We start from the raw sequence: 25,205 nt of genomic DNA, 5'->3' as shown, positions 1-25,205 counted from the left end.
GAGTCAAGCCTAGCGGTTTTTTATGAGTTTTCCCGCAGTGGTAACAAACAGGGTGTGTGATATAGGGCAACAAAACGCTAACTATCACTGTAACTGCCGCAACTTAAATATGCCTGGCGCTACAATATTGCTATGGCAGAAATCGATATCAAACCTCGTAGTCGTGACGTCACCGACGGCATCGAAAAAGCCGCAGCGCGCGGCATGTTGCGCGCAGTTGGCATGGGTGATGCTGACTGGGAAAAGCCGCAAATTGGTATTGCCAGTTCCTGGAACGAAATTACTCCCTGTAACCTGAGCCTTGACCGTTTAGCGCAGGGTGCAAAAGAGGGTGTACATGCGGGCGGAGGCTACCCGTTGCAGTTCGGCACGATTTCTGTTTCTGACGGTATATCTATGGGCCACGAGGGGATGCACTTCTCGCTGGTGTCCCGCGAGGTTATTGCTGATTCAGTTGAGACCGTGGTGATGGCGGAGCGGCTCGACGGCACAGTTGTGCTAGCGGGCTGCGATAAATCACTGCCGGGGATGCTAATGGCAGCGGCGCGCCTGGATCTAGCGTCTGTGTTTTTGTATGCCGGATCAATCGCTCCCGGCTGGGTCAAGCTCAGCGATGGCACCGAAAAAACCGTCACCATCATTGACGCTTTTGAAGCCGTGGGTGCTTGTAAAGCTGGCACCTTAAGCGAAGAAGATCTGAAGCGCGTTGAGTGCGCTATCGCACCGGGCGAGGGTGCCTGCGGTGGCATGTACACCGCAAACACTATGGCCTGCGTTGCAGAAGCGCTCGGCATGAGCCTGCCGGGTTCTGCTGCGCCGCCAAGTGCTGACCGTCGCCGGGACTACTTTGCGCATCGGTCAGGTGAAGCCGTTGTAGAGCTGCTGCGTCGGGGCATCACCGCGCGTGACATTCTCACCAAGAAAGCCTTCGAGAACGCTATCGCGGTTGCAATGGTGCTTGGAGGATCAACCAACGCCGTGCTGCACCTGCTGGCAATTGCGCGCGAGGCTGAGGTTGATCTCACCCTGGAAGACTTCAACCGCATTGGCAGTAAGGTGCCGCACCTGGCGGATATGAAACCGTTTGGGCAGTATGTGGCGCAAGATTTCGACCGCGTCGGCGGGATGCCGGTGATTATGAAGGCGCTGCTGGATGCCGGCTTGCTGCACGGTGATGCGCTGACTGTAACCGGTAAAACCGTGGCCGAAAACCTGGCAGAGCTTGATCCTGCACCGCTTGACGGCGAGGTTGTGCGTACGCTTGACAACCCACTGCATGCCAACGGTGGCCTCACTATTCTGGGTGGCACGCTGGCTCCGGAGGGTGCGGTTGTGAAGACCGCCGGCTTTACGCTTGACACTTTCACCGGCCCGGCGCGGGTTTTCGACCGCGAGCGGGCAGCGATGGACGCCCTGACGGAGGGCAAGATTGGGCACGGCGACGTTGTCGTGATTCGCTATGAAGGTCCGAAGGGCGGCCCAGGGATGCGTGAGATGCTCGCCATCACCGGCGCGATTAAAGGTGCGGGTCTTGGCAAAGATGTACTATTATTAACTGATGGACGTTTCTCAGGCGGCACAACCGGCCTGTGCATCGGCCATGTTGCGCCAGAAGCAGTTGATGGTGGCCCTATCGCTCTGGTGCGTGATGGTGATTTGATTAAAGTTGATATCACCAATAAAACGCTCGATCTGCTGGTAGATCCCGCTGAGCTAGAATCCCGGAAAAACAATTGGGAGCCATTGCCGCCGCGGTATACAAAGGGTGTTCTCGCTAAGTATGCAAAACTTGTGCGTTCAGCGTCAGAGGGTGCTGTAACGGGGTAAGCGTATTTAGTCTAGACAAAAGAAAGAATCTGATGAGCGTTACTACCTCTGTATCGGGGAAAACCACTCGTGGGCAGTGGATGAACGGCGCCGAAGCGGTGCTGCATAGTTTACACAAGCTTGGCGTTACTGACATTTTTGGGTTACCAGGCGGAGCCCTGCTGCCGCTTTACGACGCGATGGCGACAAGTGATTTGGGCATCCGCCATATTTTGGTACGACATGAGCAGGGAGCCGGGCATGCTGCTGAGGGATACGCTTCTGCTAGTGGCAAAGTTGGTGTGTGTGTTGCGACCAGTGGCCCTGGTGCAACCAACCTTGTCACAGCGATTGCTGACGCCTATATGGACTCAGTTCCGCTGATTGCCATCACTGGGCAGGTTTTCTCTTCTTTGATGGGTACTGATGCTTTCCAGGAAGCCGATATCGTTGGTATTACGATGCCGATTACGAAACACAGTTTCCTGGTAAAGCGGCCAGAGGATGTGCCGGGGGCAATCGCAGCAGCGTATCACCTTGCAACCACCGGGCGGCCCGGACCGGTTTTGGTAGACATCACCAAAGACGCACAGCAGGGAGAATTTGATTTCGTTTGGAACCCCGATGTGGAACTGGCTGGTTACCGTCCAAGCACCAAACCAAACAATAAGCAGATTGCGGCCGCTGCGGAGCTCATCAGCGAAGCTCAGAAGCCGGTTTTCTACATCGGCGGCGGTGTTGGTCGTGCCGGTGCCGCGGCGGAGCTGCTGGCGCTGGCGGAACTCACGGGAGCCCCGGTTGTGAACACTCTGATGGCTCGTGGGATATTTCCTGACTCGCATGAACTGTGCCTCGGCATGCCCGGCATGCACGGCACTGTGCCAGCTGTGCTGGCGCTACAAGAAGCGGATCTGCTAATCGCCATCGGAGCCCGCTTCGACGATCGGGTTACCGGTAAAGCAGAATTTTTCGCACCCGATGCGAAGGTTATTCACGCTGACATCGACCCCGCAGAAATTTCCAAGATTCGCTTCGCTGACGTGCCAATCGTGGGCGACGCAAAAGAGGTGATGCGTGATCTTTTCGGGGCGGTAGCAGCGCAGCAGCGGATCCACGGCAAACCAGACCTTAGCGAATGGTGGGCGCGCCTGAACTCGCTGCGCGAAACCTATCCGCTCGGCTACCAGCCAACCAGCGACGGCTTGCTATCGCCGCAGCACGTAATTCAGCGGATCGGCGAGCTAACCGGCCCCGAAGCAGTTTACGCAGTTGGTGTGGGACAGCACCAGATGTGGTCTGCGCAGTTCCTGCCGCATGAGCGCCCCAACGCTTTCCTCAACTCTGGCGGCGCTGGCACCATGGGATACTCCGTGCCGGCTGCCATGGGTGCTAAGGTTGCACAGCCCGAACGCGTGGTGTGGGCGATCGACGGTGATGGTTGCTTCCAAATGACCAACCAAGAGCTGGCAACCTGCGCCCTTAATAACATTCCAATCAAGGTCGCGGTGATTAACAACTCCTCACTGGGGATGGTACGGCAGTGGCAGACCCTGTTCTACGATGAGCGTTACTCACACACCGAGCTGGAAACCGGGCACAACCGGATCCACATTCCAGATTTTGTGAAACTGGGCGAGGCCTATGGTGCCTTGGCGCTACGGGTTACCAAAGCCGAAGAGGTTGATGCTGCAATTCAAACCGCGCTGGCAACCAATGATCGCCCGGTGGTGATTGATTTCGTTGTCAGCTCAGACGCTATGGTGTGGCCGATGGTGCCACAGGGGGTCTCCAACAGTGAAGTGCAGTATGCGCGGGTGAACAGCCCAGAATGGGATGAAGAATAATGACAAGGCGAGTACTGAGTCTTTTGGTAGAAGACAAGCCGGGTATTCTGTCGCGCGTAGCGGGGCTCTTTTCACGGCGCGGCTTTAACATCGAATCACTGGCAGTGGGGCCAACAGAGGTGAAGGGCTTTAGTCGCATCACAGTTGTGGCAGATGAAGACGAACTGCTTTTGGAACAGCTCACCAAACAGCTCAACAAACTTGTAAACGTGTTGAAAATTGTGGAGCTGGAACAGGCAACCTCGGTGCAACGCGAGCACATGCTGATTAAAGTGCGGGTTGATAACAATACCCGGTCACAGGTGCTGGAAGCCGTTAATCTGTTTCGTGCGCGCGTCGTTGACGTTGCGAACGATGCGCTGGTGATCGAAGTCACCGGTGACAGCGGCAAAGTAAACGCCCTGCTGCGGGTGCTGGAGCCCTACGGTATTAAAGAGCTTGCGCAGTCTGGTCTTATCGCGATTGGCCGCGGACCAAAATCAATCACCGAACGCGCGTTTAAATAATTGTTTACGATTTGCTAATAGCAAGAAACTAACCTCATAACAGAAGGAGCTCGAAGTGGCTGAAATGTATTACGATGATGACGCAGATTTGGGTCTGATTCAGGGTAAAAAAGTAGCTATCGTTGGCTACGGTTCACAGGGTCACGCGCACGCGATGAACCTCCGCGATTCAGGCGTAGAGGTGACCATTGCGCTGCGTCCGGACTCCAAGTCTGTAGCGAAGGCAACCGAGGCTGGATTCCCGGTGAAAACCGTTGCTGAAGCAAGCCAGTGGGCAGATCTCATCATGATTCTCGCGCCAGATCAGCACCAGGCAGGAATCTATAACGAAGAGATCAAACCACACCTGACCCCGGGTAAAACCCTCGCGTTCGCGCACGGTTTCAACATTCGCTTCGGTTACATCACCGCACCAGAGGGTGTTGACGTGATTCTGGTGGCGCCGAAGGCTCCGGGCCACACTGTGCGCCGCGAGTTTGAGGCTGGCCGCGGAATTCCAGACATTATTGCGGTCGAGCAGGACGCTTCAGGGCAGGCTTGGGACGTGGCAAAGAGCTATGCAAAAGCCATCGGCGGCACCCGCGCAGGTGTGATTAAGACCACCTTCACCGAAGAAACCGAAACCGATTTGTTCGGCGAGCAGGCGGTGCTGTGCGGCGGCGTCTCACAGCTGGTGCAGTACGGCTTTGAGACACTCACCGAGGCCGGCTACCAGCCAGAAATCGCGTACTTCGAGGTGCTGCACGAGCTGAAGCTGATTGTCGACCTAATGTGGGAAGGTGGCATTGCGAAGCAGCGCTGGTCAGTTTCTGACACCGCTGAATACGGAGACTATGTCTCCGGCCCGCGTGTGATTACCCCAGAGGTCAAGGCAAACATGCAGGCAGTGCTGGAGGATGTGCGTAACGGTGCATTCGCAAAGCGTTTCATCGATGATCAGCGTGCCGGCGCCCCAGAGTTCAAAGAGCTGCGCGCTAAGGGTGAAAATCACCCAATTGAGAAAACCGGCGTGGAGCTGCGTAAGCTGTTTGCATGGCAGCAGCAGGATGCTGACTACACCGACGGGTCAGCAGCTCGCTAAACTATGAGCGAGGCGAGTCTGGGATTTGCCAGGCTCGCCTCCCGCTTTATTTCACTCTTAGACCCACGGAAGCTATGACTGACTCAGAAAAGAAACTCGGGCTGCTGCAGCAGGCTGGCTGGGAAGCACGTGCGGATGCGGATCCACAACACGACTCACATCGTGTTTTAAACCCTGTTCCGGAAGGCAACATAGCGAGACCAGCGACTGCGCCAGCCGACTCTTTAAATGGCGCTGCTGCGCGTGAAGCTGCGGCTACGCAAAATGAAGCTATCACTGCAGGCGGTGCTAGCGATAGTGAGGCCGCGCCGCAGATCAGCAGTCTCATGCTGATGCTGTACGGCATTTTCGGCGGTATTTACGTGCTTTACACTTTCGGGTGGGGGATTGTAGCGCAGCAGTACAGCTATCTGCACACGCTCTCCGCGACCGCTGGCGGCAGCATCTGGGTGTTTCTGCAGACTGTACTCTTCTGGGCAGCAGTTTTGGCTCCGGCTGCTTGGTTTGCGGTTGCTGCCCGCATCTCCCGGCAACGCGCAGCAAATCTTATCGCGCTGCTGGTGTTGGGCATCATTCTGCTCTTGCCACTGCCGCTGTTTATCACCACCGGAGGTGTCTAGTGTTTGCCGCAGTTCGTTGGATTATTAACATTCTGCTGCTGTTGCTACTGGTGTTTGCGGCGCTCAGTGCGCTCGGCAACATGATTGGTTTGCCGCAGCAGATTGCGAGCCTGGGCAGCGCGGTTTCAGCGATCGGCTGGTTCTGGCTGGTTACGCCGGTGCTTTTGCCGCTGCTGCTCGGTGCCGCGGCGCTGGTAGGGAGTCGTAAACGACCCGGTTTGCGTCCGCTCTTATTGCTGCTCGCGGTGGCGCTAACCGCGCTGTGGCAGCTGGAGATTCTGTATCTGATTCCGCCGGGCACATATTTCCAATAACAAAACGGTGCTGCCTGAAAATCTTGTGGGGGTGGATCAACCCGCCGCCGCAGCCCCAAACGTAAATTTATAGCGAAACCCCAAACAGAAAGAACAAAAGTGACAACACCGAAAGTGGTTTTAGCTGAACAGCTGTCACCTGCCACAGTCGAAGCGCTTGGCCCTGACTTCGAAATTGTGAACGTTGACGGCACTGATCGAGACGCGCTGCGCGCAGCGCTTGCAGACGCGGCAGCGGTGCTGGTGCGATCGGCAACCAACATCGACGCGGAGGCCATTTCGTGGGCGCCGCAGCTGAAGGTGATTGCGCGCGCCGGTGTCGGCCTTGACAACGTCGATATTCCTGCGGCGACCCAGGCAGGTGTGATGGTCGTTAATGCCCCGACATCGAACGTGATCAGTGCGGCCGAGCTTACGGTGGCGCACATTTTGGGCTTGGCGCGTAACCTGCAGCCGGCGCACGCTTCAATGACCGCGGGCAAATGGCAGCGCAGTGCTTTTACCGGCGTTGAGATGTACGAAAAAACCGTCGGGATTATTGGGCTGGGGCGCATCGGAGGCTTGGTCGCCGAGCGGCTGCAGCCTTTCGGGGTGGAGATTTTGGCTTATGACCCGTATGTCAGTGCGGCGCGCGCACAGCAGCTCGGGGCGCGACTTGTGACTCTCGACGAGCTGGTGGCGAAATCTGACTTCATTACGATCCACATGCCCAAAACTCCGGAAACTCTGGGGATGATTGGTGCGCCGCAGCTGCAAGCGATGAAGCAGAGCGCGTATGTTGTGAACGTTGCGCGCGGTGGGCTGATTGATGAGCAGGCGCTGTATGCGGCGTTAGAGGCTGGCGAGATTGCTGGCGCGGCGCTCGATGTTTTTGTTTCTGAGCCGCCGGTTGATAACCCGCTGGTGGGGCACCCACAGGTGCATCTGACTCCGCACCTGGGAGCTTCCACCGCGGAAGCGCAGGAGAAAGCTGGCGTGTCCGTGGCTCGCAGCGTGCGTTTGGCGCTGGCAGGCGAGTTGGTGCCGGATGCGGTGAACGTTGCTGGCGGCGCTATCGCCGAGTATGTGCGTCCGGGGCTGCCACTCACCGAGAAGCTGGGTCAGGTGTTTGCGGCACTCGCTGACGGGCCGCTGGCATCGCTTGATATCGAGGTGCAGGGTGAGCTTGCCGGGTACCAGGTTGAGGTGCTGCGTTTGGCGGCGCTTAAGGGCGTGTTTACCAATGTTGTGAGCGAGCCGGTGTCTTACGTGAATGCGCCGCTGCTGGCGGAACAGCGCGGGGTTGAGGTGCGCTTTAGCACCACTGAGAAAACCGCAAGCTATCGTAACGTGATTGTGCTGCGCGGCAGCACTGAGACGGGGGAGCAGGTGTCAGTTGCTGGCACCCTCACCGGGCCGCAGCAGGTAGAGAAGATTGTGAACATCAACGGTTACGATCTGGAGCTGCCGCTGACCGAACACTTGCTGGTCTTCGAGTATTGGGATCGCCCGGGTATCGTCGCGAAATACGGTGCAATTCTGGGTGATGCCGGGGTTAATATCGCCGGGATGCAGATTGCGCGCAACCAGAAAACCGGCAAGGCGCTGTCGGTGCTGGCTATCGACCAAGCTCTGGCTGCTCAGCAGGTGCAGACCGTCGGTGAGGTAATTGAGGCGGATCTCGTCCGCGCAGTTGATATTACGGCGTAACCGAGCGCACTGAGTGCGATAGTGCCGTACGTGGGTGCTGATGGTCGGCAGGTTTCACCTGCCGGGGTCAGCACCCTCTCGCATAAAGTGCTAGCCATGTTCTGGTAAGGCGTGTGCTGTCTGTGGATATGCCTGTAGTTACAGTGTTTAAGCGGGTCTATCTGTTACAGTTGAAGTACAGTGTGTCCGTACAGGACACAGTTAACTGAGCACCGGCACTGGTCATCGGTTGTACAGTCCCCGCGGTGCGGGTGCTGTACAACTGACGATCAGCCCCAGGTGCTTCTGAGGAAAAGGAGCAGGCTTGGAAGGGCCAGAAATTAAATTTGCTGAGGCTGTTATTGATAACGGCAAATACGGCACTCGTACCATTCGTTTTGAGACTGGGCGTCTTGCGCAGCAGGCACAGGGTGCTGTTGCTGCTTACCTTGATGAAGAAACCATGCTTTTGAGCGCTACCAGCGTGTCGAAGCAGCCGCGTGAACACTTCGATTTCTTCCCGCTGACCGTTGATGTGGAAGAGCGTGCATACGCTGCGGGTAAGATCCCAGGGTCGTTCTTCCGTCGTGAAGGTCGCCCATCAACCGAGGCTATCTTGGTGTGCCGTCTGATTGACCGGCCGCTGCGCCCGTCATTCGTTGACGGTTTGCGTAACGAGGTGCAGATTGTTGTCACGGTGCTGTCTATCGCTCCGGGTGAGTTCTACGACGCGCTGGCGATTAACGCTGCTTCTGCTTCAACCCAGATTTCAGGTCTGCCATTCTCAGGCCCAATCGGCGGTGTGCGCATGGCGCTAATTGACGGGCAGTGGGTGGCGTTCCCAACCGCTGCACAGCTGGAGCAGGCTGTTTTTGACCTGGTTGTAGCTGGTCGCGTGGTTACCAACGCTGACGGCTCTAGCGATGTCGCAATTATGATGGTTGAGGCTGAGGCTACCGAGGTCAGCTGGGATCTCATTAAAGCCGGTGCCAAGAAGCCAGACGAGGCAGTTGTTGCTGCCGGTCTTGAGGCTGCGAAACCATTTATCGCCGAGCTGGTGCGGGCACAGCAGGAGCTGGCTGCGCAGTCAGCGAAAGAGCAGCAGGAGTACCCGCTGTTCCCACCATACAGCCCGGAACTCTACGATTTCGTGGCAGCGACGGCGGAGGCAGAGCTCAGCAGCATTTACCAGATTGCTGATAAGCAGGAGCGCCAGAACGCCGATGACGAGCTGAAAGAGCGCGTTGTTGCCGCGGTTACAGCTGCGGTAGAGAATGAGCAGTTTGAAGAGAGCGCGCTTGATCAGGTATCGGCCGCGTACAAGTCAGTTACCAAAAAGATCGTGCGGGGGCGGATCCTCACCGAGGGTGCCCGCATTGACGGGCGTGGCTTGCGTGACCTGCGTACCCTTGACGCTGAGGTGCAGGTAATCCCGCGGGTACACGGTTCTGCAATCTTCCAGCGCGGCGAAACCCAGATTCTTGGGGTTACCACGCTGAACATGCTGAAGATGGAGCAGCAGATTGACTCGCTGTCACCAGCAACTGCAAAACGCTACATGCACCACTACAACTTCCCGCCATATTCAACCGGTGAAACCGGTCGTGTGGGCAGCCCGAAGCGTCGTGAAATCGGGCACGGCTTCCTAGCAGAGCGGGCCCTCGTGCCGGTGCTGCCTAGCCGCGAAGAGTTCCCGTATGCAATCCGCCAGGTCTCTGAGGCGCTGGGTTCAAACGGTTCAACCTCTATGGGTTCTGTGTGCGCCTCAACACTGTCACTGCTTAACGCCGGCGTGCCACTGCGCGCGCCAGTTGCCGGCATTGCGATGGGCTTGGTTAGCGACGAAGTTGACGGCGAGACTCGTTACGCTGCGCTCACCGATATTCTCGGCGCTGAAGACGCTCTGGGTGACATGGACTTCAAGGTTGCTGGCACCAGCGATTTTGTAACCGCGATTCAGCTTGACACCAAACTCGACGGTATTCCATCAGACGTGCTTGCGGGCGCGCTGAGCCAGGCGAAAGAAGCGCGTGAGGCAATCCTGTCGCTGATTAATGACGCAATTTCAGAGCCTGACGAGATGGCTCCAACCGCGCCACGCATTATCACCGTGAAAATTCCGGTTGATAAGATCGGCGAGGTTATTGGGCCAAAGGGTAAAACCATCAACGGTATTCAGGATGAAACCGGCGCTGAAATCTCTATCGATGAAGACGGCACCGTTTACATCGGAGCTGACAACGGCGCAGCGGCAGAGGCTGCGCGCGCTCAGGTTAATGCCATTGCTAACCCGCACAACCCAGAGGTTGGGGAGCAGTACCTCGGCACCGTGGTTAATCTGCGCGAGGGTCTGGGTGCCTTCGTGTCACTGCTGCCTGGCAAAGACGGCCTGCTGCACATCTCTGAGGTGCGCAAGCTGAACGACGGCAAGCGCGTCAACGATCTTGAAGACGTGCTCAGTGTAGGGCAGAAACTACTGGTAGAAATCAGCCGCATCGATGATCGCGGCAAGGTTTCGCTGGTGCCGGTAATGCCGGAAAACTCAGATGCAGCAGGTGGTGAAACCGCCACAGAAGCTGAGACTGCGGAGTAAACATCGCACCGTTTAGTTGAAGGGGCTACCAAGTATGGTGGCCCCTTCAGCGGTTTAAAAGAGGTTGCAAACTAAAGTGCTGTGTGCATCTGCGCAGCGAAAAGCTCTGCAACCGCGGTGAGCAGGGTGCCACGCGGTAGTGGTCGCTGATCCCAGCTGGTGATGTGTTGCACATTGCGCAGGGTGCCCAAGAGCGCAGCACTGAAATCACCGGAGCTTAAAACAGACAGTGTCAGCTCACCGGGTGCTGCCTCCCGAATCGGTAAGCCCGCCGTAGCTGCCCACCGCAGCACCAAACCCCGAGTGATGCCAGGCAGGCAGCCGGTGCTGAGGGCTGGAGTGACGAGTTCACCGTTTCGCTCCAGCAAGAGATTACTGCAGGTTCCTTCGGCAAGCTCGCCCGCGGTGTTATAAAACACCGCTTCAGACGCACCTGCCGTTTGCGCTGCGCGCAGCGTGTAACTGTTTTCCGCGTACGAAGTGCTCTTGTGCCCGGTTAAAATGCTGTGCTCGTTGCGACGCCCGGCAGCGGTGACAACCGTAGCAAAAGTGGGGTTAACTTGCCCCAGCTCAGGGCCGGTTCCCGGCAACAATAATGCACTGAGTAGCTCAGAGTTTGTGCCAGAGCGCCACACAGTTAACCGCAGTCGTAACACAGCAGGCACCGGTTGTGGCACCGCCTGAAGCAGGGCTGCGACGGCGCGATCCACCAACTCTGCAGCCACCGGCCGCATTGTAAATCGTTGCAAACTAACGTTCAGTCGCCGCAGATGTTGTGCGAGCGCGAAGGGCTTGCCACGATACACTGCCACGGTTTCAAAAAAACCTTCACCAGTCAGCAACCCCGCAGCTGTTAGCGTCTGGTAATCGGCAAGCGAGACACCAGATCCGGATGCGGCAGCCGCGTCGACAGCGGTTACGGTGTTGTTAAACCACACTAGCGGCATAAAATTACGCACCGTCATGCGGTGCCTCCTGAAGCCGCAAGGGCGATGAGACGGTGCGCTTTAAGCTCAGTCTCCTGCCATTCGCGCACCGGGTCAGACCCCCAGGTGATGCCGGCTCCGGTGCCGAAATGTAAAATGTCAGAGCCGCACTGCTGACATTCTTGTTCCCACCAGAAGGAACGAATACCCACCGCGAGCTGAGCCTCGCCGGTAGCAGCATCAACCCAGCCCAGAGCACCGCAGTAAGGGCCACGGTGATGGGTTTCGAGCTTCGTAATTAAATCCAATGCGGCTGCTTTCGGTGCCCCAGATACCGATCCAGGTGGAAATGTGAGGGCAAAAATATTGTGCCAGTAGCCCGGATGCTGTACCGCACTTGCTGGTAGCTCGGCAGTCACAGTCGATACCAGATGCACCAACCCCGGATGCTCCTCCAACTGCAGAAAGTCCGATACTGCGACGGTGCCCGGCACCGCTAGTCGCGACAGATCGTTGCGCATCAGATCGGTAATCATGGTGTTTTCCGCGGCGTCTTTCGAGGTGATGCCGGAAGCCTCCCGCGCAGTGCCTTTGATGGGGCTTGATTTCGCGGTCAGTTTGCCCGCATCGTCACGGCTAATTTCCAAGAAGAGTTCCGGTGAAGCACTGGTCAGCCAGATGTCTGCATCCGGTTGCTCCGCAGCAGCAACATGGATGTACCCTAGAAACGGGGCTGGGTTACCGCCCGCAAACACCGCAGCCAAGGTTGCCGGATGCGGCGCAGCAGGCAGTTGGGCACTCAGCACACGGCAGATATTGGCCTGATAAACCTCGCCTTTTGCGATGCATTCTCGGGTGTGCTGCACCGCAGCCTGATAGCTGGCAGCATCAAGACTGCTGTGCCAGGCAGTCAAGGTTGGACCGCGCCACTGCGCCGCGAGAGTTGGGGTGTGGATCATGCTCGTCGCGGTGGTAATCGGAGCGGTTTTAAACTTCCACCCGCGGATCCGCCCTTCAAAATCTGCCACTACAAACCATCTGCCAGAATCCGCGTCCAGGCGCGTAAAAAGCTCTGCGTCGGAGGCAAAATCAAGCAGTTCGGAGCCGCTATAGGAGCCGAAAACTACGCTCGGCAGGTTATTTTGATCCACCCTTATAAATTACCGGACGCGGCGCAAGGTTTTCTAAGTTTGCAGTCGGTAGAGTGGAATTTATGACTGAAGCCGTGAAGATTCCGCTGCTGGAGAAAGAGTTTTCGCACGAGTTACAGGGCGCGCTGATTCGCCGCACCCTGTTACCAAACGGACTGCGAATCTTAACCGAACGGCTGCCGGGTACTCGCAGCGTTGCGGTCGGCTACTGGGTCGGGGTCGGGTCGCGCGACGAGCAAAGCGCTAACCCAGCGGCCCCAGCAAGTCTGGGGTCTACGCACTTTTTGGAGCACTTGCTGTTTAAGGGCACTAAAACTCGCTCAGCCTACGATATTGCCGACGCTTTCGACCGCATCGGAGCTGACCACAATGCGATGACCGCGAAGGAGTTTACCGCTTATCACGCGAAGGTGCGTGATAAAGACCTGCCGGTTGCGGTGACGTTGCTAACCGATATGGTGTGCGCGAGCGTGATTGACAACGCGGAGTTTGAGATTGAGCGGGGTGTGATTCTGGAAGAGCTCGCCATGGCGGCTGATGATTTGGTTGATGTGGCGCATGAGCGACTGTTCTCTGCGGTGTTGCCGGAGCATGCGCTTGGTCGCCCGATTGGGGGCAGCCCAGAAGAGATTAAGGCCGCCACCCGTGACAGCGTCTGGAACCACTACCGCAATCACTACGCGCCGCACAGTCTAGTGATCACCGCGGCGGGCGCGGTCGATCACGACCAGTTCGTGGAGCTGGTGGCGCGTAGTATGCAGGAAGCCGGCGGTACCTGGGCCGACCTGGATGCGGTGCGGCAGCCGGTGGCGCGGCGGGCGCGGCAGCATGATGCGCTGGCAGTGCCGGTTGCAACTGATGTTTTTGAGAAAGATAGTGAGCAGGTGCATGTGTTGCTCGGGGGGCCGGGTCTAATCAACGGCGCCAAGGAACGCTTCGCGTTTGCGATTTTGAATTCTGTGCTCGGCGGCGGGATGGCGAGCAGGTTGTTTCAGGAGATTCGTGAGAAACGCGGTCTGGCATACACAACTTACTCTTTTGGAGCGAGCTACTCAAGCGCGGGCGTTTTCGGAATGTACGCCGGCTGTGCACCAGAAAAAACTAAAGAGGTCATTGCGATTGCCCGCGGTGAGCTGGAGCAGCTGGCGAGCAGCGAGATTACTGACAGTGAGTTGGCGCGAGCGGTGGGGCAGCTTGGTGGCAGCGCGGCTTTAGCGCTTGAAAACTCGGAGGCGCGGATGGGCCGTTTGGCGCGGGCTGAGCTCGGTTCCGGGGAGCTGTGGGATGTTGATGCCAGCCAACAGCGCATCGCCGCGGTTACTAAGCTGCAGGTGCAAGAGCTGGCTGCCGAGTTGCTGCAGCAGTTACAAACGACCGTGCTAGTGGGGGATGTGCGCCGTGCCGGATTTTAACGAGTTTTCTGCTGACAGTGCGCCGCGGGTGAAGCAGCGCTCCGCAGCCGCTAAGCCGGCGGGGCCGAAACCAGCGGTGATGCTTGCGGCGCTGGTGATGGCGGCGCTGCTGCTGCTCTATGTTGGTGCGGTGCTATATCGCGTCGTGGTGATGCTGCAAACTGGCAGTGTTACCGGGGCGCTCCTAGCTCTCGGCATGCTGGTTTTGAGCTTGGTTGCGATTTGGGCGGTGTGGCGCGAGGTGCGCTTTGGGATTGCCGCAACCAGGCTGACGAGAAAGCTTAATGAGGCAGGTGGGCTTTTGGATTTGGAAATTCCAACTGATCCATCAGGGCGGCCGCAGCGTGCTGCGGCGCGTCAGGTGCTACCTGAGGTGACCGCCTTCGCACAGGCGCAGCCTGAAAGTTGGCAAGCACAGCAGCGCCTTGGAATTGTGCTACGGGCGGCGGGTGAAAACGCGGCCGCGCGTAAAGCTATAAACAATGCAATTAAGTTGGCGAAGAGCCAGGATATATAATGTTTACTTGAGTCGCGATTGCACTGATAGGTATTCGATTGCATTGAAATGCATTTTCGGCTTTCTGACCGGGAGTTTTCGCGCTTCACGCGCAATTTTAGATTGCATTGAAATGCACTGGCAGGTAGTCAATTGCAAATGGCAATGTTTACTGAATGTTTACTGGTCGGCGAGGTACGCAACAGGATAAACGCGCCGCGCCGAAGAGCTTTCATTCCGCTCTTGAGATTAGGCCTTGACAAACATTAAAGCCGCATGCTTATAATTGTTTCACCAATATTGGTAAGAAAAATGTTGGGATTGAGGAATTTAGCGCCCCACCGTTCACGGCCAGGGCGCTAAATTTTTTCTCTCACGACCTGATTAGGCTCGCTCATGCTCTAAAGGTGGGTATTGCACTTCGACCTCGTAGCCTTCAGCGACTAGGCTCATAGTCACAAAATTGACCAGCGCGCAATGTACTTCAAACGGGATACCGGTGTCCGGCTGTAGAAGCGCATATTCTTCGGCGTCGCGGTAGCGCGCCACTGTAACAGTTTCAGGGTCGCCGCCCGCGAGCTCGGCTGTATCATCGGCAGTGTCAAGAATCACCTGCTGCATCTCAATAATGCGGTAGGCTAGCTCTTCCAACGCTGCTACAGCGTGCTCTGGTGGATCTATTGTTAAGCACCACCTGCGTACCGTGCGCGGGTTGTAGCCGGCAAACTCAGCGAAACTCGTAGAATCGAGACCGCAGCCAGCCATGAAGGTTTTAAACGTAGCACTATTCACAAAATCACCTCGTTTTTTATTTAGCGAACCTGTAGCCCAGCTGCTCGGCTTCTGCCAGCGTAATCTTGCGGAATTTGCGAGCACGCGGCGCCTTATAGTGAAAGGTCACGCTTTCGTTGTTTGACCGCAGCCGGCGGCCGTCAGCACCAGTAATATAGCCGTCTTTACGAGTCTGGGGCTCGGCCATCACAATCTCAATTGTTTCCCATTTCGAGGTCGCGTGGCGAGTGAAGCCACCCACCATTGTTTTGTAGCTGATGCTAATACGCAGACGGTTCAAATCACCATTAACCACCGGCGCGACCTTAACCGCAGGGAAGTCAGCCGGATTGAGTTCTGCGAAATCTTCTGGATCATAATAGTTGGTTTTGTTGGCTGCAGCGCCAGTGTGGTGCCACTCGCAAGGAAGTACAGCTCCTGCTTTCACGGCGCGTTTCTGCCATGCATCTAGCCGACTGTAGGTTAGCAGTCCGTCTTCTTCTGCTGTGATAGCGCGATCTGACTTGGTTAAAACACCGTAGCGAGTTTTCATTTTTCAGGTCCTTCTCTTTCGAGGTCTTTCTCTTTTGACTCTTTTCAGTGGCCTTTGCCGCCTGACAATTCAATTATATGTTTCCGTGTGCGGACATTGCAAGTGGTGCGCAGTGTCGGCGTGTCGCGCATGATAAACTAGCGCCACAAGACCAGTTCCGCTACCTAGCACAAGTTAGATAGTCCAGGGCTGGTCATTGCTTTACCGCAACAAAAAAGAGCCCCTCCCGAGAACCCATCTACAGGGCACCCGGGAGGGGCAATTTTTTGTTATTTTATACCAGCTTTATACCAGCAGCTTAATCATCTTCTAGAATCACTTCATGCTCAGGCTCCGCCGCGGCATGCTTACCTGCCGGAGTGTTCGCCTGCGCCAGCCGATTAGTCATGCTGCTAAACAGGAAGATAACAGCAAACGCTACAGCTAGCGGCATCGGCGGCACAACCTGCGCCGCCACAAACCCAGCAACAGTCAAAGCTGCAGCAACTGACAGCAGACCACCGAGAGTGTACAGCACCTTGCGAGCGCGCGGATCCGTAACGTATTTGCCGAGGTCGACATTGTCGAAGTTTGGTGCGATGTTCATGTTCATTTTTTGTTCCTTTCTATTGGGGTTTTAGCCAGGCTGGGCGGGCTGGCGGCGGCGGTAGCGCGCCGCGGTCGACCCAGTCAAACACCTTCGATAATTCGTGACGCAGCAGCGCTTCATGCTGTTCCTGTTGCTGTAGTTGTGAGCGTTGCGCGAGCAGCTGCTGCTCTTGCTTGTCAACCTTTTCTTGCAGGGTGGCGGTACGGTCGCGCAGCTGCGCGATTTCCTCCCGCAACGGATCTACGAGCTCCCGCCATGCGCCAGCGAGTGACACTTCGGCTGCAGCGTCATTCTTGCGAGTCTCATTCTCCGCCACACGGCGGGAAGACAGCCACGGGAACACGACGGTAAAGAACGCCGACGCTAGGCTGATAAGTCCTAGAATTAAGGTTTCTGACATTCTGCACCTCCGTCTTTTCGGTCCGGTAGATCCACCACCGCCGCCGATAACCAAATCAGCCGTAGCAGCACGAAAATCAGAACAGCGCGGAAACCAGCCTGCAGGCTAGTATCAATCACTGCAGCGAGCGCATACAGCGACATGGCTAGCGCGAAGGGGACTGCGGCGAGTCCGAAAGCTGGCGCGGTCAGGTTTGTGGTTTTGGAGAGGGATACGCCTAGTGTGAAGAATCCAATAGTGTTTGCAACGCCGGTTACTAGGTTGCGGTGGACTTCGGCGGCGGGCAGCACGCCGGCGGCGTCGATTAGTTGCCAGCCGTTTAATGCGTAGTCGGTGCCGATTACGATTAGCAGCAGGCCGATAGTGAATAGGAAGTCAGCGCGTTTGACTAGCGAGCGTTTATTGGCGTCTCGGATATAGATCCGATTTTTGATTTTCTGAAACATGCTAGCTACCTCACTAGGTTTTTCTGCCGCTGTACTTCGGCATCTATTTCCTGATAACGGGCACGGTGTTCTGGTTTCAGGCGCCGCTGGCGTTCTGCGCCGTTGCCATACCGGCCACCGCGAATTTCAGACGCCAACAGACAGATATCGAACCCCGCCGCAGTGTTGATGCGTTTCTGCTCTTCCACCTCTTGCTCGATTTCCTCACGGCGGCCAGGGAAGTCGCGCTCTAACCGTTGTTTGCGTTCCGCGCCGTTCCCGTAGCGGCCAGCGCGCACCCGCACCGCAGCATGCGACACGTCAACCTTTTTAGCGGCCGGCGCGGTTGGCGCGGGCGGTGTTGTCGGCGTGGGTGGGGTGTGGGTGATGCGGGCTGCGGCGCCGATAGGCTCACCCTCACGGATTTGCCGGTTCACCTCCTGCTGAATCGCAGCACCGTAACCTGGGTAGCGCTCCTCGAGTGCGCGCGTACGATCCACGCCGACACCGTAGTTACCGAGACGAACCCCGCGCACGATGGCGGTGAAATCATGCCGCGCAGGCTGCACCGGCACGCCAGGCCGCCCCATAACAGCGAGCGCCCGCTCACGCAGGAGTCCTAGGCGGCTGTAGAGGTAGTTGCCAGGGCAGGTTGTGGGGTTGACGTCGCGGTGCCCGATGACTGTGGCGGGGTTTTGTAGGTTCCAGCCGTAGTATTTTGCGAGGTCTGCTAGCAGTTCTACTAGCTTGTTAAAAGCCGCGTCGGTGATTGGCCAGTCGCCGCCGGTCGCACTGTTTTGAATCTCAACAGTGATAGCGTTCTGGTCATGTCGTCCCTGCCAGTTGTTGCTTGTCCACGGGCAGAGAAATTCTGGAATCTGACCAATAAGCGTCCCGTCGCTATATAGGATGTAGGTTGCTGATACTTCGGCGTTAGGATTCATCAGCCGCTGGTCGCCACCGGTGGTGCCGCCCCAATGGTGGACGATAAGCCGCTGGGGAGTGAGATTGCCGCGGCTGTGGAATTTACTGTGATGCTGTACAGCGCGGGTGACTAGTTTGCTGAAATCGCGTTTAAACATTGGTTCCTCCCTGATTCGGGTATAAAAAATGCCCTGCACCGAGTTAGTGCAAGGCATTGGATGGTGGTGGTGTAGTTTATTCTTCGATGATGACTTCGTGCGGCACTGGGGTTAAAAGATTCTGCACGGCGGCTTTAATCATCTCGTCAGTTATAAGGCCTTCGTCAAACCCAGCAGTATAGTGCGGCTGATGTTCGACTGTATCGGCGACAGTGTCCGAGTTATCTGCAGTAGTCACGGCAGCTGGCGGGGGCGCCCACTCTCGATACTTTTCTGCCCACGCTGGGTCAGACACCAAATACAGAGCGTTATTTGCGGCCCATGCGCGTGGGTCAGGCACGCGCAGCGACGCCGCGCAGGCGGCGATACGTTCTATAAGCCATGGGTCGCATGACATTTCAGAGATTGTTAAGTAAGACAAAGCTTTTACCTCATTTCTAAATCCCGTAAACATATCTCAGTACCCAGTAGTTGTTGCCGGGCTGGCCACTGAGCTGGTGCCCCTCGATACGGTCGTTATAGACGTAGAACACTTTGCGGCCGAGCGCGTCACCGACGATAACAGGGAACGTGAATTCGCGCGAAGCAACTCCGGCTAGGAAACCTTTAGGAATGAAGTGTGTCTGAAAATCGAATTCGTAGGTGCGGCCGCCATCTATACGTCCCCAAATCAGTACGATGCCGTTAGCCTGTGCCGAGACTGGTTGTGACAACTGGGCGCGGTGACCTGCCGACATCATTAGTGCGCCTGACCAAAGCAGACTATTCGGCTGCTGTCTAACCCCAGCAGCAAAACCCGCAGGAGAAACATACTTGTCCGATGCTGTTCCGGCGGCGATTTCCGCTGGAGAAGCAGCGACCAGCCCACCGGCTTTAGACACAACAGTGACCTTCCGATGCTGCAACAAACAGAGCACGCGGACCCCAACAGACAACGTGCCTGCAGTGTTCGCTGGTACGCCCGCCAGCGGCTGCGAATCACCATCCAGCTGCACCGCAAGCGGGCTGGCCGACACGACAACGCCCCAGCGAAACTCCGGTTTAGCCGCGAGCGCTTCCTGCATATTGTTGATGCGGCCTATTAGGTTATCCCAGATTGACATCGGGTGTCTCCCTCCATTCGGCTTCGCACAGGCTGTCGTAGGTGAGACCGTATGTGAGGCTGCGAATTGTGGCTTTGATGGTTTTGCCGCCGGTTTCAAACCCGATAGCGTCGTTCGGGTTTAGAGGTAGGATTGCGTGGCTGGCGGTGATTTTTGCTGTTGGTGTCATGCGGGCGAGCAGGCGGCGCTGTGCTAGTTGGTTTGCAGCGTCTTGTGATGCTACCTCGGTTGTTTCCACTGCGGTTATCCACCGTCCGCGATTCTGATAGCTGTAGGGCGACGCGGGGTCTTGGTTTTCAGCGATACCTACGATTGCTGGGGTCTGATCGTTGCCGTCTGATACGACTAGGTATTTGTTGGGGACGGCGGTGAGGTTTTGCTCGCGTTCGTATTCTGGCGTGTGGATTGCGGCGGCGCCGGGTTTGAATGTGAACACTGGTTGGCGGTGTTGCGGACTGGTGTAGGGGGTGATTTGGAATACCCCGGCACCGTTTACATGGAGCGCCCAGTAGCCTGCAGCAGCAAGCAGTTCGTTAATGATTGTCAGTTTCGGAGTACCTGCGTCCCACACCAACGGGTTGCGCAGAGCAAGGTCGCTAGGTGTGGCATCTACTGGTTCGCCGGTTTCCGCTACGAGAGCACGGACCGTGTTAATAATGTTGGTGTCTGCCGGTAGTGAATAGGTTGTTTCAACGGTGTCTTCGTCAAGAATCGCTAGCAGCGACAGCAAAGCTACTTCGTAGCTGCTGCCGGTTTCTGTCACCGTTTGTTTAGGTGACGTGAAAAGCATAGTGGCTACTGGCCACGAATCCACACCCGGCACTCCCGGGTCATAGGTAACGCGGACGCGGTGTTTCAGCCAGTTGATGTCCTGTGGGTCTACGAGAGTGAGGTTGCCGGTCACACAAAGCCGAGACTGCGCCGCGACCTCGATGCTGCCGCCTTTGACCGTGGTAAGTTCCCGCACCGGTTGCCCCAGCGAATCTAGGAGTGTGAACTGCCAAGCAGGGCGGCGAGCGCCGGTTAGTTTTTGCCACATGACAGTTCACCTTCCTGTTGGTTATTCGCTGGTTTTTTCGAGCGCGAGTTTGAAATTCCACAGTTTGTTAGACGTGCGGCTGATGTCGGCGTGTGACAGCATGCCGTAGATGTGGTTGCCGTCCGGGTCACGGTAGAGGTGTACTGGGTCGGCCGCGTTTACTACCTGTTGCAGCGCGGTTTTCGTGTCCGTGTGGTTTTCGTCCAGCACGAGTGTGCCGGAGACCTCTACAACGTGGGCGAGCTGGTGCGATGCGTACGGCACCGGGTAGGGGCGGCCGGCGAACCGGTGACTAGTGCGGTCGCGGCCTTGTCTCATTTGCACCTGAATGTTGTATGGTAGCCGTACGATTGTAGCGAAGCCGGGGCCGCCGGAGATCCATACAGCAGAGCTGTCGGCTGACACGTCGACAATACGTACAGATAGGCCGCCGTCTGCCGTGAAGCTTGTCACCCGGTATTTGTTGACACCGTAGGATTTTGCTTCAAGGTCAGCAAGCACGCCAGTTCGTTCGGTCTCGGTCACGTGTTGCCAGGTTTCCCCGCCGTCGATAGACCGTTCGATAGTGTTGCGTGCCGCGGCAGGGTTGCCGCTGCTGCCCGTCACGGTGAGGTTTACGCCGCCCAGGGATTCGTCCCAAGCAGCGGTAACAACTGGCAGAGCAGGCGTCGGGAATTGAGTCCGGAACGTTACTTGCCGCGGCGGGCTCCAATACCCCTCGGTCTGTACTCTGACGCGCAGCGAATAGGTTTGGTTGTTGACGAGTTTCGTGTTGAATGTGACGGTGTTTGCAGTGCCGGTGCCGATTTTAGTTTCAACTAAAGTACCGCCAGGCGCTAGCAGTTGCGCTTCGAACCCCTGCTGTGGTTTGCCTTCCAGTTGGCCGAAAGACCAGTTGGCTTGCAAGGTAGCGCTGGGATAGTTAGCTGGCACCTGCACGTCTACTGTCGGTTCGCTGATTAGTTCGATGCGGGTGTGGCGACTCCAATCAGACCAAGCATTGTGTGCACCTTTCGTGCGCACACGCCACTCATAAACGCCAGCGGCGAGATTTAAGGTTTTGGTCTGCGCGGTTGTGCCGTTGTCCGTGTAGGCGCTGCCGCCGATACGCCGGTATTCCAGCTGATATTGCTGCTGCAAAGACGTGTCAACGGACGTATGCTGCCATGCAAAAGTGACGTTGCCCTTAAGGAGTACGCCGCCTAAAGGTGCGCGCGGCACCGGCACACCGGGTTTAGCCAATAGACTAACCGTGTTGCTAGCGGTAGACCAGTCCGAGTATTGTGTGCCATGGTGCGATGCGATTCGCGCACGCACCGTATAGGAATGCTGTTGCAGGGCAGACACGTTCACATGAGTGAACGGCAGCTGCGTGTTCGTAGCAACAATCTGATTTTGTGCGTTTCGCACATCGTAGCCGGTCACCCAATCATTAGGTGCTGCAGCATTTACGATGATGTTGCTGCCTGAACGTTCAGCAACAACGTTACTTGGAGCCGCAGGTAGGCTATAAACAGGTTGCGACTGCTGGTAGTCGCTTACACCACCCGCGTTGACAGCGGCGATACGGTAATAGAATCGGCTATTCGCGGGCACCGTGGTGTCAGTGAACGAGGTTGCATTGCCTGCCGGGCGGCCGACCTGCTGCCACGTACTGTTATCGGTGCTGCGCTCCACGATAACGGCACTGTAGCTGCCGCGGTTAGTCCACGACAGTACAGTGTTGCTGCCCTGATACGAGACCGCGTTGAACTGTGGCGGGGTCGGCCGCGGTGGCGGCGGCGCCTGAATCGTGACATCTTTGTAAGCCCAAATCTGCTGACCGTTATCAAACAGGCCAGAGCGCATAACCGCACCGAATTCGCGCCGTCCAGTAAACGACTGAGTGGCACGATACAGTTCCACGATAGGTGACCCTGACCAGACCTCAATACGCACAGGTTTAGATCCGCGCCAGCCACGCTCTAAAACTAGCGTCGAGTTCCAAGCGTGCGCATAATTGTGCTCGTTCTGGCCGTAAACAATAATGGTCGCGGTTGTGCCGTGCACCTGAATATCGATACCCATACGATAATGTGATGCCCAGGGGCCCCAAGTGATAGCCATAGTTTATACTCCTAACTGTGCAGCTAGCCGGTTGCCGCTAAGCGGTGCTGCGAAACGCTCCACAACCTCTGCGCCGCGCGCTTCGACCCAAGCACGGAACCGCGCCGCGTCATCACCCGCAATGGCTAACACAATCTCGCTAGATTTTTCGGTGGATCCAAACAAGCCAGGCGCCGCGAACTCGCCCGGATTGAAAGCCGAGCTAGTGACACTGCTTGACAGGCTATAGTTTTGGTTCTGAAAATCAGCAAAATCATGCTGCACCTTATCCAGCTGACCGCTAATGCTTTTACGGCCGCGCTTGATACTTTCAGCAATCGACTGTGTGAAAGTTTCACCAACCGATTTACCCGAATAAGCAACCCAGCCGCGGCCAGAAAATGGCCCCTCTTTCGCTGGCGAGAAAGGAAACAAGTTGCGGATACTCTGCAGGCCGTTAGCAACAAAGCTCTTCGCTGATTCAAAGGCAGACTTGATACCGTTCAAGAAACCTTGAATCAGGGCGCGGCCTGACTCGTAAAGTCGGTTGCCAAGACCGGTAAAGAAGCCGATGATTTTTTCCGGCACGGATCGCACGAACGATACGACCTCGTCGAACTTGTTGCGAAGCATGTTGCCGAAGCCGATAGCACTGTTAACGATGTTGTTCCATACATCTTTAAAGAAGCTGCTTACCGCGTTCCAGACGGTTTCCCAAACGGTTTTGATACCGTTTAGGAAGTTAAGTACAGCAGTGCCGATATTCGTTGTAGCAGTAGTGAAGAAACTAACAATGTTGTTCCACACGTCCTGGAAAAAGTTCCGGATGTCATCCCAATGCTTGATAATCAGGCCAGGGACAGTCCAGTTCAAAAACAGGTCCAGCACAAACTGCAAAGCAGTCTCGAAGAAACTAACAATGTTGTTCCATACGTCCTGGAAAAACTGAGAAATGGTTTCCCAGTTTGAGATAATCAGGCCCGGTACAGTCCAATTTAGGAATAGATCCATAATGAACTGCAGCGCGCCCTGCAGGAACGTTTGGATGCCAGTCCACAGGTCAGTGAAGAACTGGCTAACCGCGTTCCAAGCGTCAATAAAAACCTGGCTGAGGTTATTCCACAGGTCGGTTAAGAAGCTGCTGATGTTTGTCCACGCTTCGGACAAGAACGTCATCAGGTTCTGCCAGATTTCCTGACCTAGCTCGGTCTGGGTGAAGAAATACACCAGTGCGCCAACTAGCGCGGTTACCGCGGTAATAATCACGCCGATTGGGTTAGCGCGCATTGCCGTGTTTAACGCTAACTGTGCTGCAGCCGCGGCTTTTTGTACCGCAGTCCAAGCTTTTGTTAACGCCATGTGTGCTTTCTTCACAAACATGTACGTTTTCCACGCCGCCGTAGCTGCAACAAGGGCAGCAACCAGCACACCCAGCACTTCCTTGTTGTCTTTAATAAAATGACCGACCTCAACCAACACGGCTGCCAGCCCAGACAACACAACCGTTGCCGCAGCCGCAGCCGCAGGCAACGCCGCAATAAGCGCGTTCAAGAAAGGCTCAAAAGTCGCCGCCAAAGACAACACGGCATCTAACACTGTCGCAAGCGCCGTGCCGAAAGCTGACTGCAGCTCTGGCGAAGTAGCAATAAGCCCTAGAATTCCAGCGATAACAAGACCGATTGGTGACGAGATACGGGTTAAGACGCCCGCGACGCCGCTAAGGCCTGGAATAGACGAGATCAGCGGCGCGAAGCCACCTGCTCCAAGCGCAGCAAAAGCTGCAGCTAAGGGACCGATGACAGTAGTGAACTGACCGAATTCAATTTCCGCTGCAGACAGGAAAGTCGTGAGCTTTTCAATATACGGATTGATATGATTGCCGATTGCGTCACCAAGCTGCTTAGCTTTTTCTTCCAACGGCGCCAAAGCAGCCTGCGCCGCCTGGAATAGCGGCGCGAGCTTCGGGAAAATACCGCCAAGCAGCCCAGCACCGATACGACCGAGCGCAGCCGCAACGTTAGCCATCGCGCCAGCGAAAGTGTTACCTGATGACAGGGCTGCGCCGCCGAGCCCCTGCTCCATGGCGGCTTGGAAAGTAGCAAAATCAATAGCACCGCTGGAAGCCATCTTTGCGGCTTCCTCAGCGGTCACACCCATTTGCTTAGCAAGCAGCGACAGAATTGGCACACCAGCGTCATGCAGCTGATTGATCACATCCATCTGCACTTTGTTGCTGGCGGCAACCTTATTGAAAATCGCGCCCATGCTGCCCATGTCCGTGCCGGCAATAGTCGCCGCGTCAGCAACAAGCTTAAGGTTGCGCTCTAACTCTTTGCCTGGTTTAATACCAGCGGCCAGCGCGCCCGCGGCAGCGGTAGCCGCGCTATCAAGCCCAAACGCGGTACCTTTAACGCTGCTGAGCGCGTTTTTCATCACCTGGTCAACAGTCTCGGCGCTAGCGCCAAGACCCTGTAATTTCGCTTTCGCCTGGTCAATAGAATTCAGCCGGCTAAAGCCTTTAACTAGGGCGGTGCCAAGACCAGCCGCAAGCGCGCCGGTGACAGCTGTTGCAGCGTTTTGTAGGCCGTTCATCATGCCGCCGCCGACCTCTTGACCGGTTTTTTTGAACACGGCGGCATCGTCGCCTAGGGCTTTGCGGATTTGTTCTGCAGCGCCTTTTAGTGACGGGATGATTTGGATATAGGCAATGCCTAGTTGAGACATGGGCGGCTCTCCTTTTT

Annotated in this window: 23 protein-coding genes; 10 read left to right on the top strand and 13 right to left on the bottom strand. The window is 56.4% G+C overall.

Annotation, left to right across the window (positions count from 1 at the left end; all coding sequences use genetic code 11):
* The first annotated feature begins 132 nt into the window (after nt 1-132).
* The 8 genes from ilvD (at nt 133) to F5897_RS04725 (ending at nt 10,432) form a co-directional block, all read left to right on the top strand.
* On the top strand, nt 133-1,827 hold the full coding sequence (gene ilvD / locus F5897_RS04760; protein ID WP_124824192.1) for a dihydroxy-acid dehydratase: 1,695 nt from the start codon (nt 133-135) through the stop codon (nt 1,825-1,827).
* A gap of 32 nt (nt 1,828-1,859) precedes the next feature.
* Nucleotides 1,860-3,650 (top strand): acetolactate synthase large subunit, encoded by a 1,791-nt coding sequence (locus F5897_RS04755; RefSeq protein ID WP_183304671.1) that lies wholly within the window; start codon nt 1,860-1,862, stop codon nt 3,648-3,650.
* Nucleotides 3,650-4,156, top strand: a complete 507-nt coding sequence (ilvN, locus tag F5897_RS04750) for an acetolactate synthase small subunit (RefSeq protein ID WP_124824190.1) — start codon at nt 3,650-3,652, stop codon at nt 4,154-4,156. The genes F5897_RS04755 and ilvN overlap by 1 nt, the downstream gene beginning before the upstream one ends.
* Nucleotides 4,157-4,220: 64 nt before the next feature.
* A complete protein-coding gene (gene ilvC / locus F5897_RS04745; RefSeq protein WP_221221301.1) occupies nt 4,221-5,237 on the top strand; it encodes a ketol-acid reductoisomerase in 1,017 nt (338 codons plus the stop codon).
* A 74-nt stretch (nt 5,238-5,311) separates the two neighbouring features.
* Nucleotides 5,312-5,857 (top strand): hypothetical protein, encoded by a 546-nt coding sequence (locus tag F5897_RS04740; RefSeq protein WP_183304670.1) that lies wholly within the window; start codon nt 5,312-5,314, stop codon nt 5,855-5,857.
* Nucleotides 5,857-6,171 carry a hypothetical protein gene (locus F5897_RS04735; protein ID WP_124824187.1) on the top strand — a complete coding sequence of 105 codons (315 nt, stop codon included), beginning with the start codon at nt 5,857-5,859 and terminating at the stop codon, nt 6,169-6,171. The genes F5897_RS04740 and F5897_RS04735 overlap by 1 nt, the downstream gene beginning before the upstream one ends.
* 99 nt (nt 6,172-6,270) lie before the next feature.
* Complete coding sequence (gene serA, locus F5897_RS04730; protein ID WP_124824186.1) at nt 6,271-7,860, top strand: phosphoglycerate dehydrogenase; 1,590 nt, start codon at nt 6,271-6,273, stop codon at nt 7,858-7,860.
* A gap of 304 nt (nt 7,861-8,164) precedes the next feature.
* Entirely contained in the window at nt 8,165-10,432 is a 2,268-nt protein-coding gene (locus tag F5897_RS04725) for a polyribonucleotide nucleotidyltransferase (protein ID WP_124824185.1), read from the top strand.
* 71 nt (nt 10,433-10,503) lie between these two features.
* Here the strand turns inward: F5897_RS04725 and F5897_RS04720 are convergent, their stop codons facing one another.
* Nucleotides 10,504-11,397, bottom strand: a complete 894-nt coding sequence (locus F5897_RS04720) for an aminotransferase class IV (protein WP_183304669.1) — start codon at nt 11,395-11,397, stop codon at nt 10,504-10,506.
* The gene (locus F5897_RS04715) at nt 11,394-12,509 is read right to left on the bottom strand and encodes a chorismate-binding protein (RefSeq protein ID WP_183304668.1); all 1,116 of its coding nucleotides are present in this window, start codon (nt 12,507-12,509) and stop codon (nt 11,394-11,396) included. Before F5897_RS04715 ends, F5897_RS04720 begins: the two co-directional genes overlap by 4 nt.
* 62 nt (nt 12,510-12,571) lie before the next feature.
* On the opposite strand from F5897_RS04715, the gene F5897_RS04710 reads away from it, so the two are divergent.
* Nucleotides 12,572-13,921: a M16 family metallopeptidase gene (locus F5897_RS04710; RefSeq protein ID WP_183304667.1), complete on the top strand. Its 1,350-nt coding sequence runs from the start codon at nt 12,572-12,574 to the stop codon at nt 13,919-13,921.
* Nucleotides 13,908-14,438: a hypothetical protein gene (locus F5897_RS04705; protein ID WP_183304666.1), complete on the top strand. Its 531-nt coding sequence runs from the start codon at nt 13,908-13,910 to the stop codon at nt 14,436-14,438. The genes F5897_RS04710 and F5897_RS04705 overlap by 14 nt, the downstream gene beginning before the upstream one ends.
* A 363-nt stretch (nt 14,439-14,801) precedes the next feature.
* On the opposite strand, the gene F5897_RS04700 is transcribed toward F5897_RS04705, so the two are convergent.
* The 11 genes from F5897_RS04700 to F5897_RS04650 form a co-directional block, all read right to left on the bottom strand.
* Nucleotides 14,802-15,209 carry a hypothetical protein gene (locus F5897_RS04700; protein ID WP_183304665.1) on the bottom strand — a complete coding sequence of 136 codons (408 nt, stop codon included), beginning with the start codon at nt 15,207-15,209 and terminating at the stop codon, nt 14,802-14,804.
* Between the two features lie 16 nt (nt 15,210-15,225).
* The gene (locus tag F5897_RS04695; RefSeq protein WP_183304664.1) at nt 15,226-15,741 is read right to left on the bottom strand and encodes a hypothetical protein; all 516 of its coding nucleotides are present in this window, start codon (nt 15,739-15,741) and stop codon (nt 15,226-15,228) included.
* A gap of 298 nt (nt 15,742-16,039) precedes the next feature.
* Nucleotides 16,040-16,333, bottom strand: a complete 294-nt coding sequence (locus F5897_RS04690; RefSeq protein WP_183304663.1) for a hypothetical protein — start codon at nt 16,331-16,333, stop codon at nt 16,040-16,042.
* Between the two features lie 13 nt (nt 16,334-16,346).
* Entirely contained in the window at nt 16,347-16,730 is a 384-nt protein-coding gene (locus tag F5897_RS04685) for a hypothetical protein (protein WP_183304662.1), read from the bottom strand.
* Entirely contained in the window at nt 16,715-17,176 is a 462-nt protein-coding gene (locus F5897_RS04680) for a hypothetical protein (protein WP_183304661.1), read from the bottom strand. Before F5897_RS04680 ends, F5897_RS04685 begins: the two co-directional genes overlap by 16 nt.
* A 5-nt stretch (nt 17,177-17,181) precedes the next feature.
* Nucleotides 17,182-18,237 carry a peptidoglycan recognition protein family protein gene (locus tag F5897_RS04675; protein ID WP_183304660.1) on the bottom strand — a complete coding sequence of 352 codons (1,056 nt, stop codon included), beginning with the start codon at nt 18,235-18,237 and terminating at the stop codon, nt 17,182-17,184.
* A gap of 76 nt (nt 18,238-18,313) precedes the next feature.
* Complete coding sequence (locus F5897_RS04670) at nt 18,314-18,658, bottom strand: hypothetical protein (protein ID WP_183304659.1); 345 nt, start codon at nt 18,656-18,658, stop codon at nt 18,314-18,316.
* Between the two features lie 16 nt (nt 18,659-18,674).
* Nucleotides 18,675-19,340, bottom strand: coding sequence for a hypothetical protein (locus tag F5897_RS04665; RefSeq protein WP_183304658.1), 666 nt, complete (start codon nt 19,338-19,340; stop codon nt 18,675-18,677).
* Entirely contained in the window at nt 19,324-20,379 is a 1,056-nt protein-coding gene (locus F5897_RS04660) for a hypothetical protein (RefSeq protein ID WP_183304657.1), read from the bottom strand. Before F5897_RS04660 ends, F5897_RS04665 begins: the two co-directional genes overlap by 17 nt.
* A 21-nt stretch (nt 20,380-20,400) precedes the next feature.
* A complete protein-coding gene (locus tag F5897_RS04655) occupies nt 20,401-22,485 on the bottom strand; it encodes a fibronectin type III domain-containing protein (RefSeq protein ID WP_183304656.1) in 2,085 nt (694 codons plus the stop codon).
* A gap of 3 nt (nt 22,486-22,488) precedes the next feature.
* Entirely contained in the window at nt 22,489-25,188 is a 2,700-nt protein-coding gene (locus F5897_RS04650; RefSeq protein ID WP_221221296.1) for a phage tail protein, read from the bottom strand.
* Between the last annotated feature and the right edge of the window lie 17 nt (nt 25,189-25,205).

The sequence above is a fragment of the Canibacter oris genome (assembly GCF_014197205.1).
In the GTDB taxonomy this organism is placed as follows: domain Bacteria; phylum Actinomycetota; class Actinomycetes; order Actinomycetales; family Microbacteriaceae; genus Canibacter; species Canibacter oris.
This window is presented reverse-complemented; position numbering and strand designations above follow the sequence as displayed.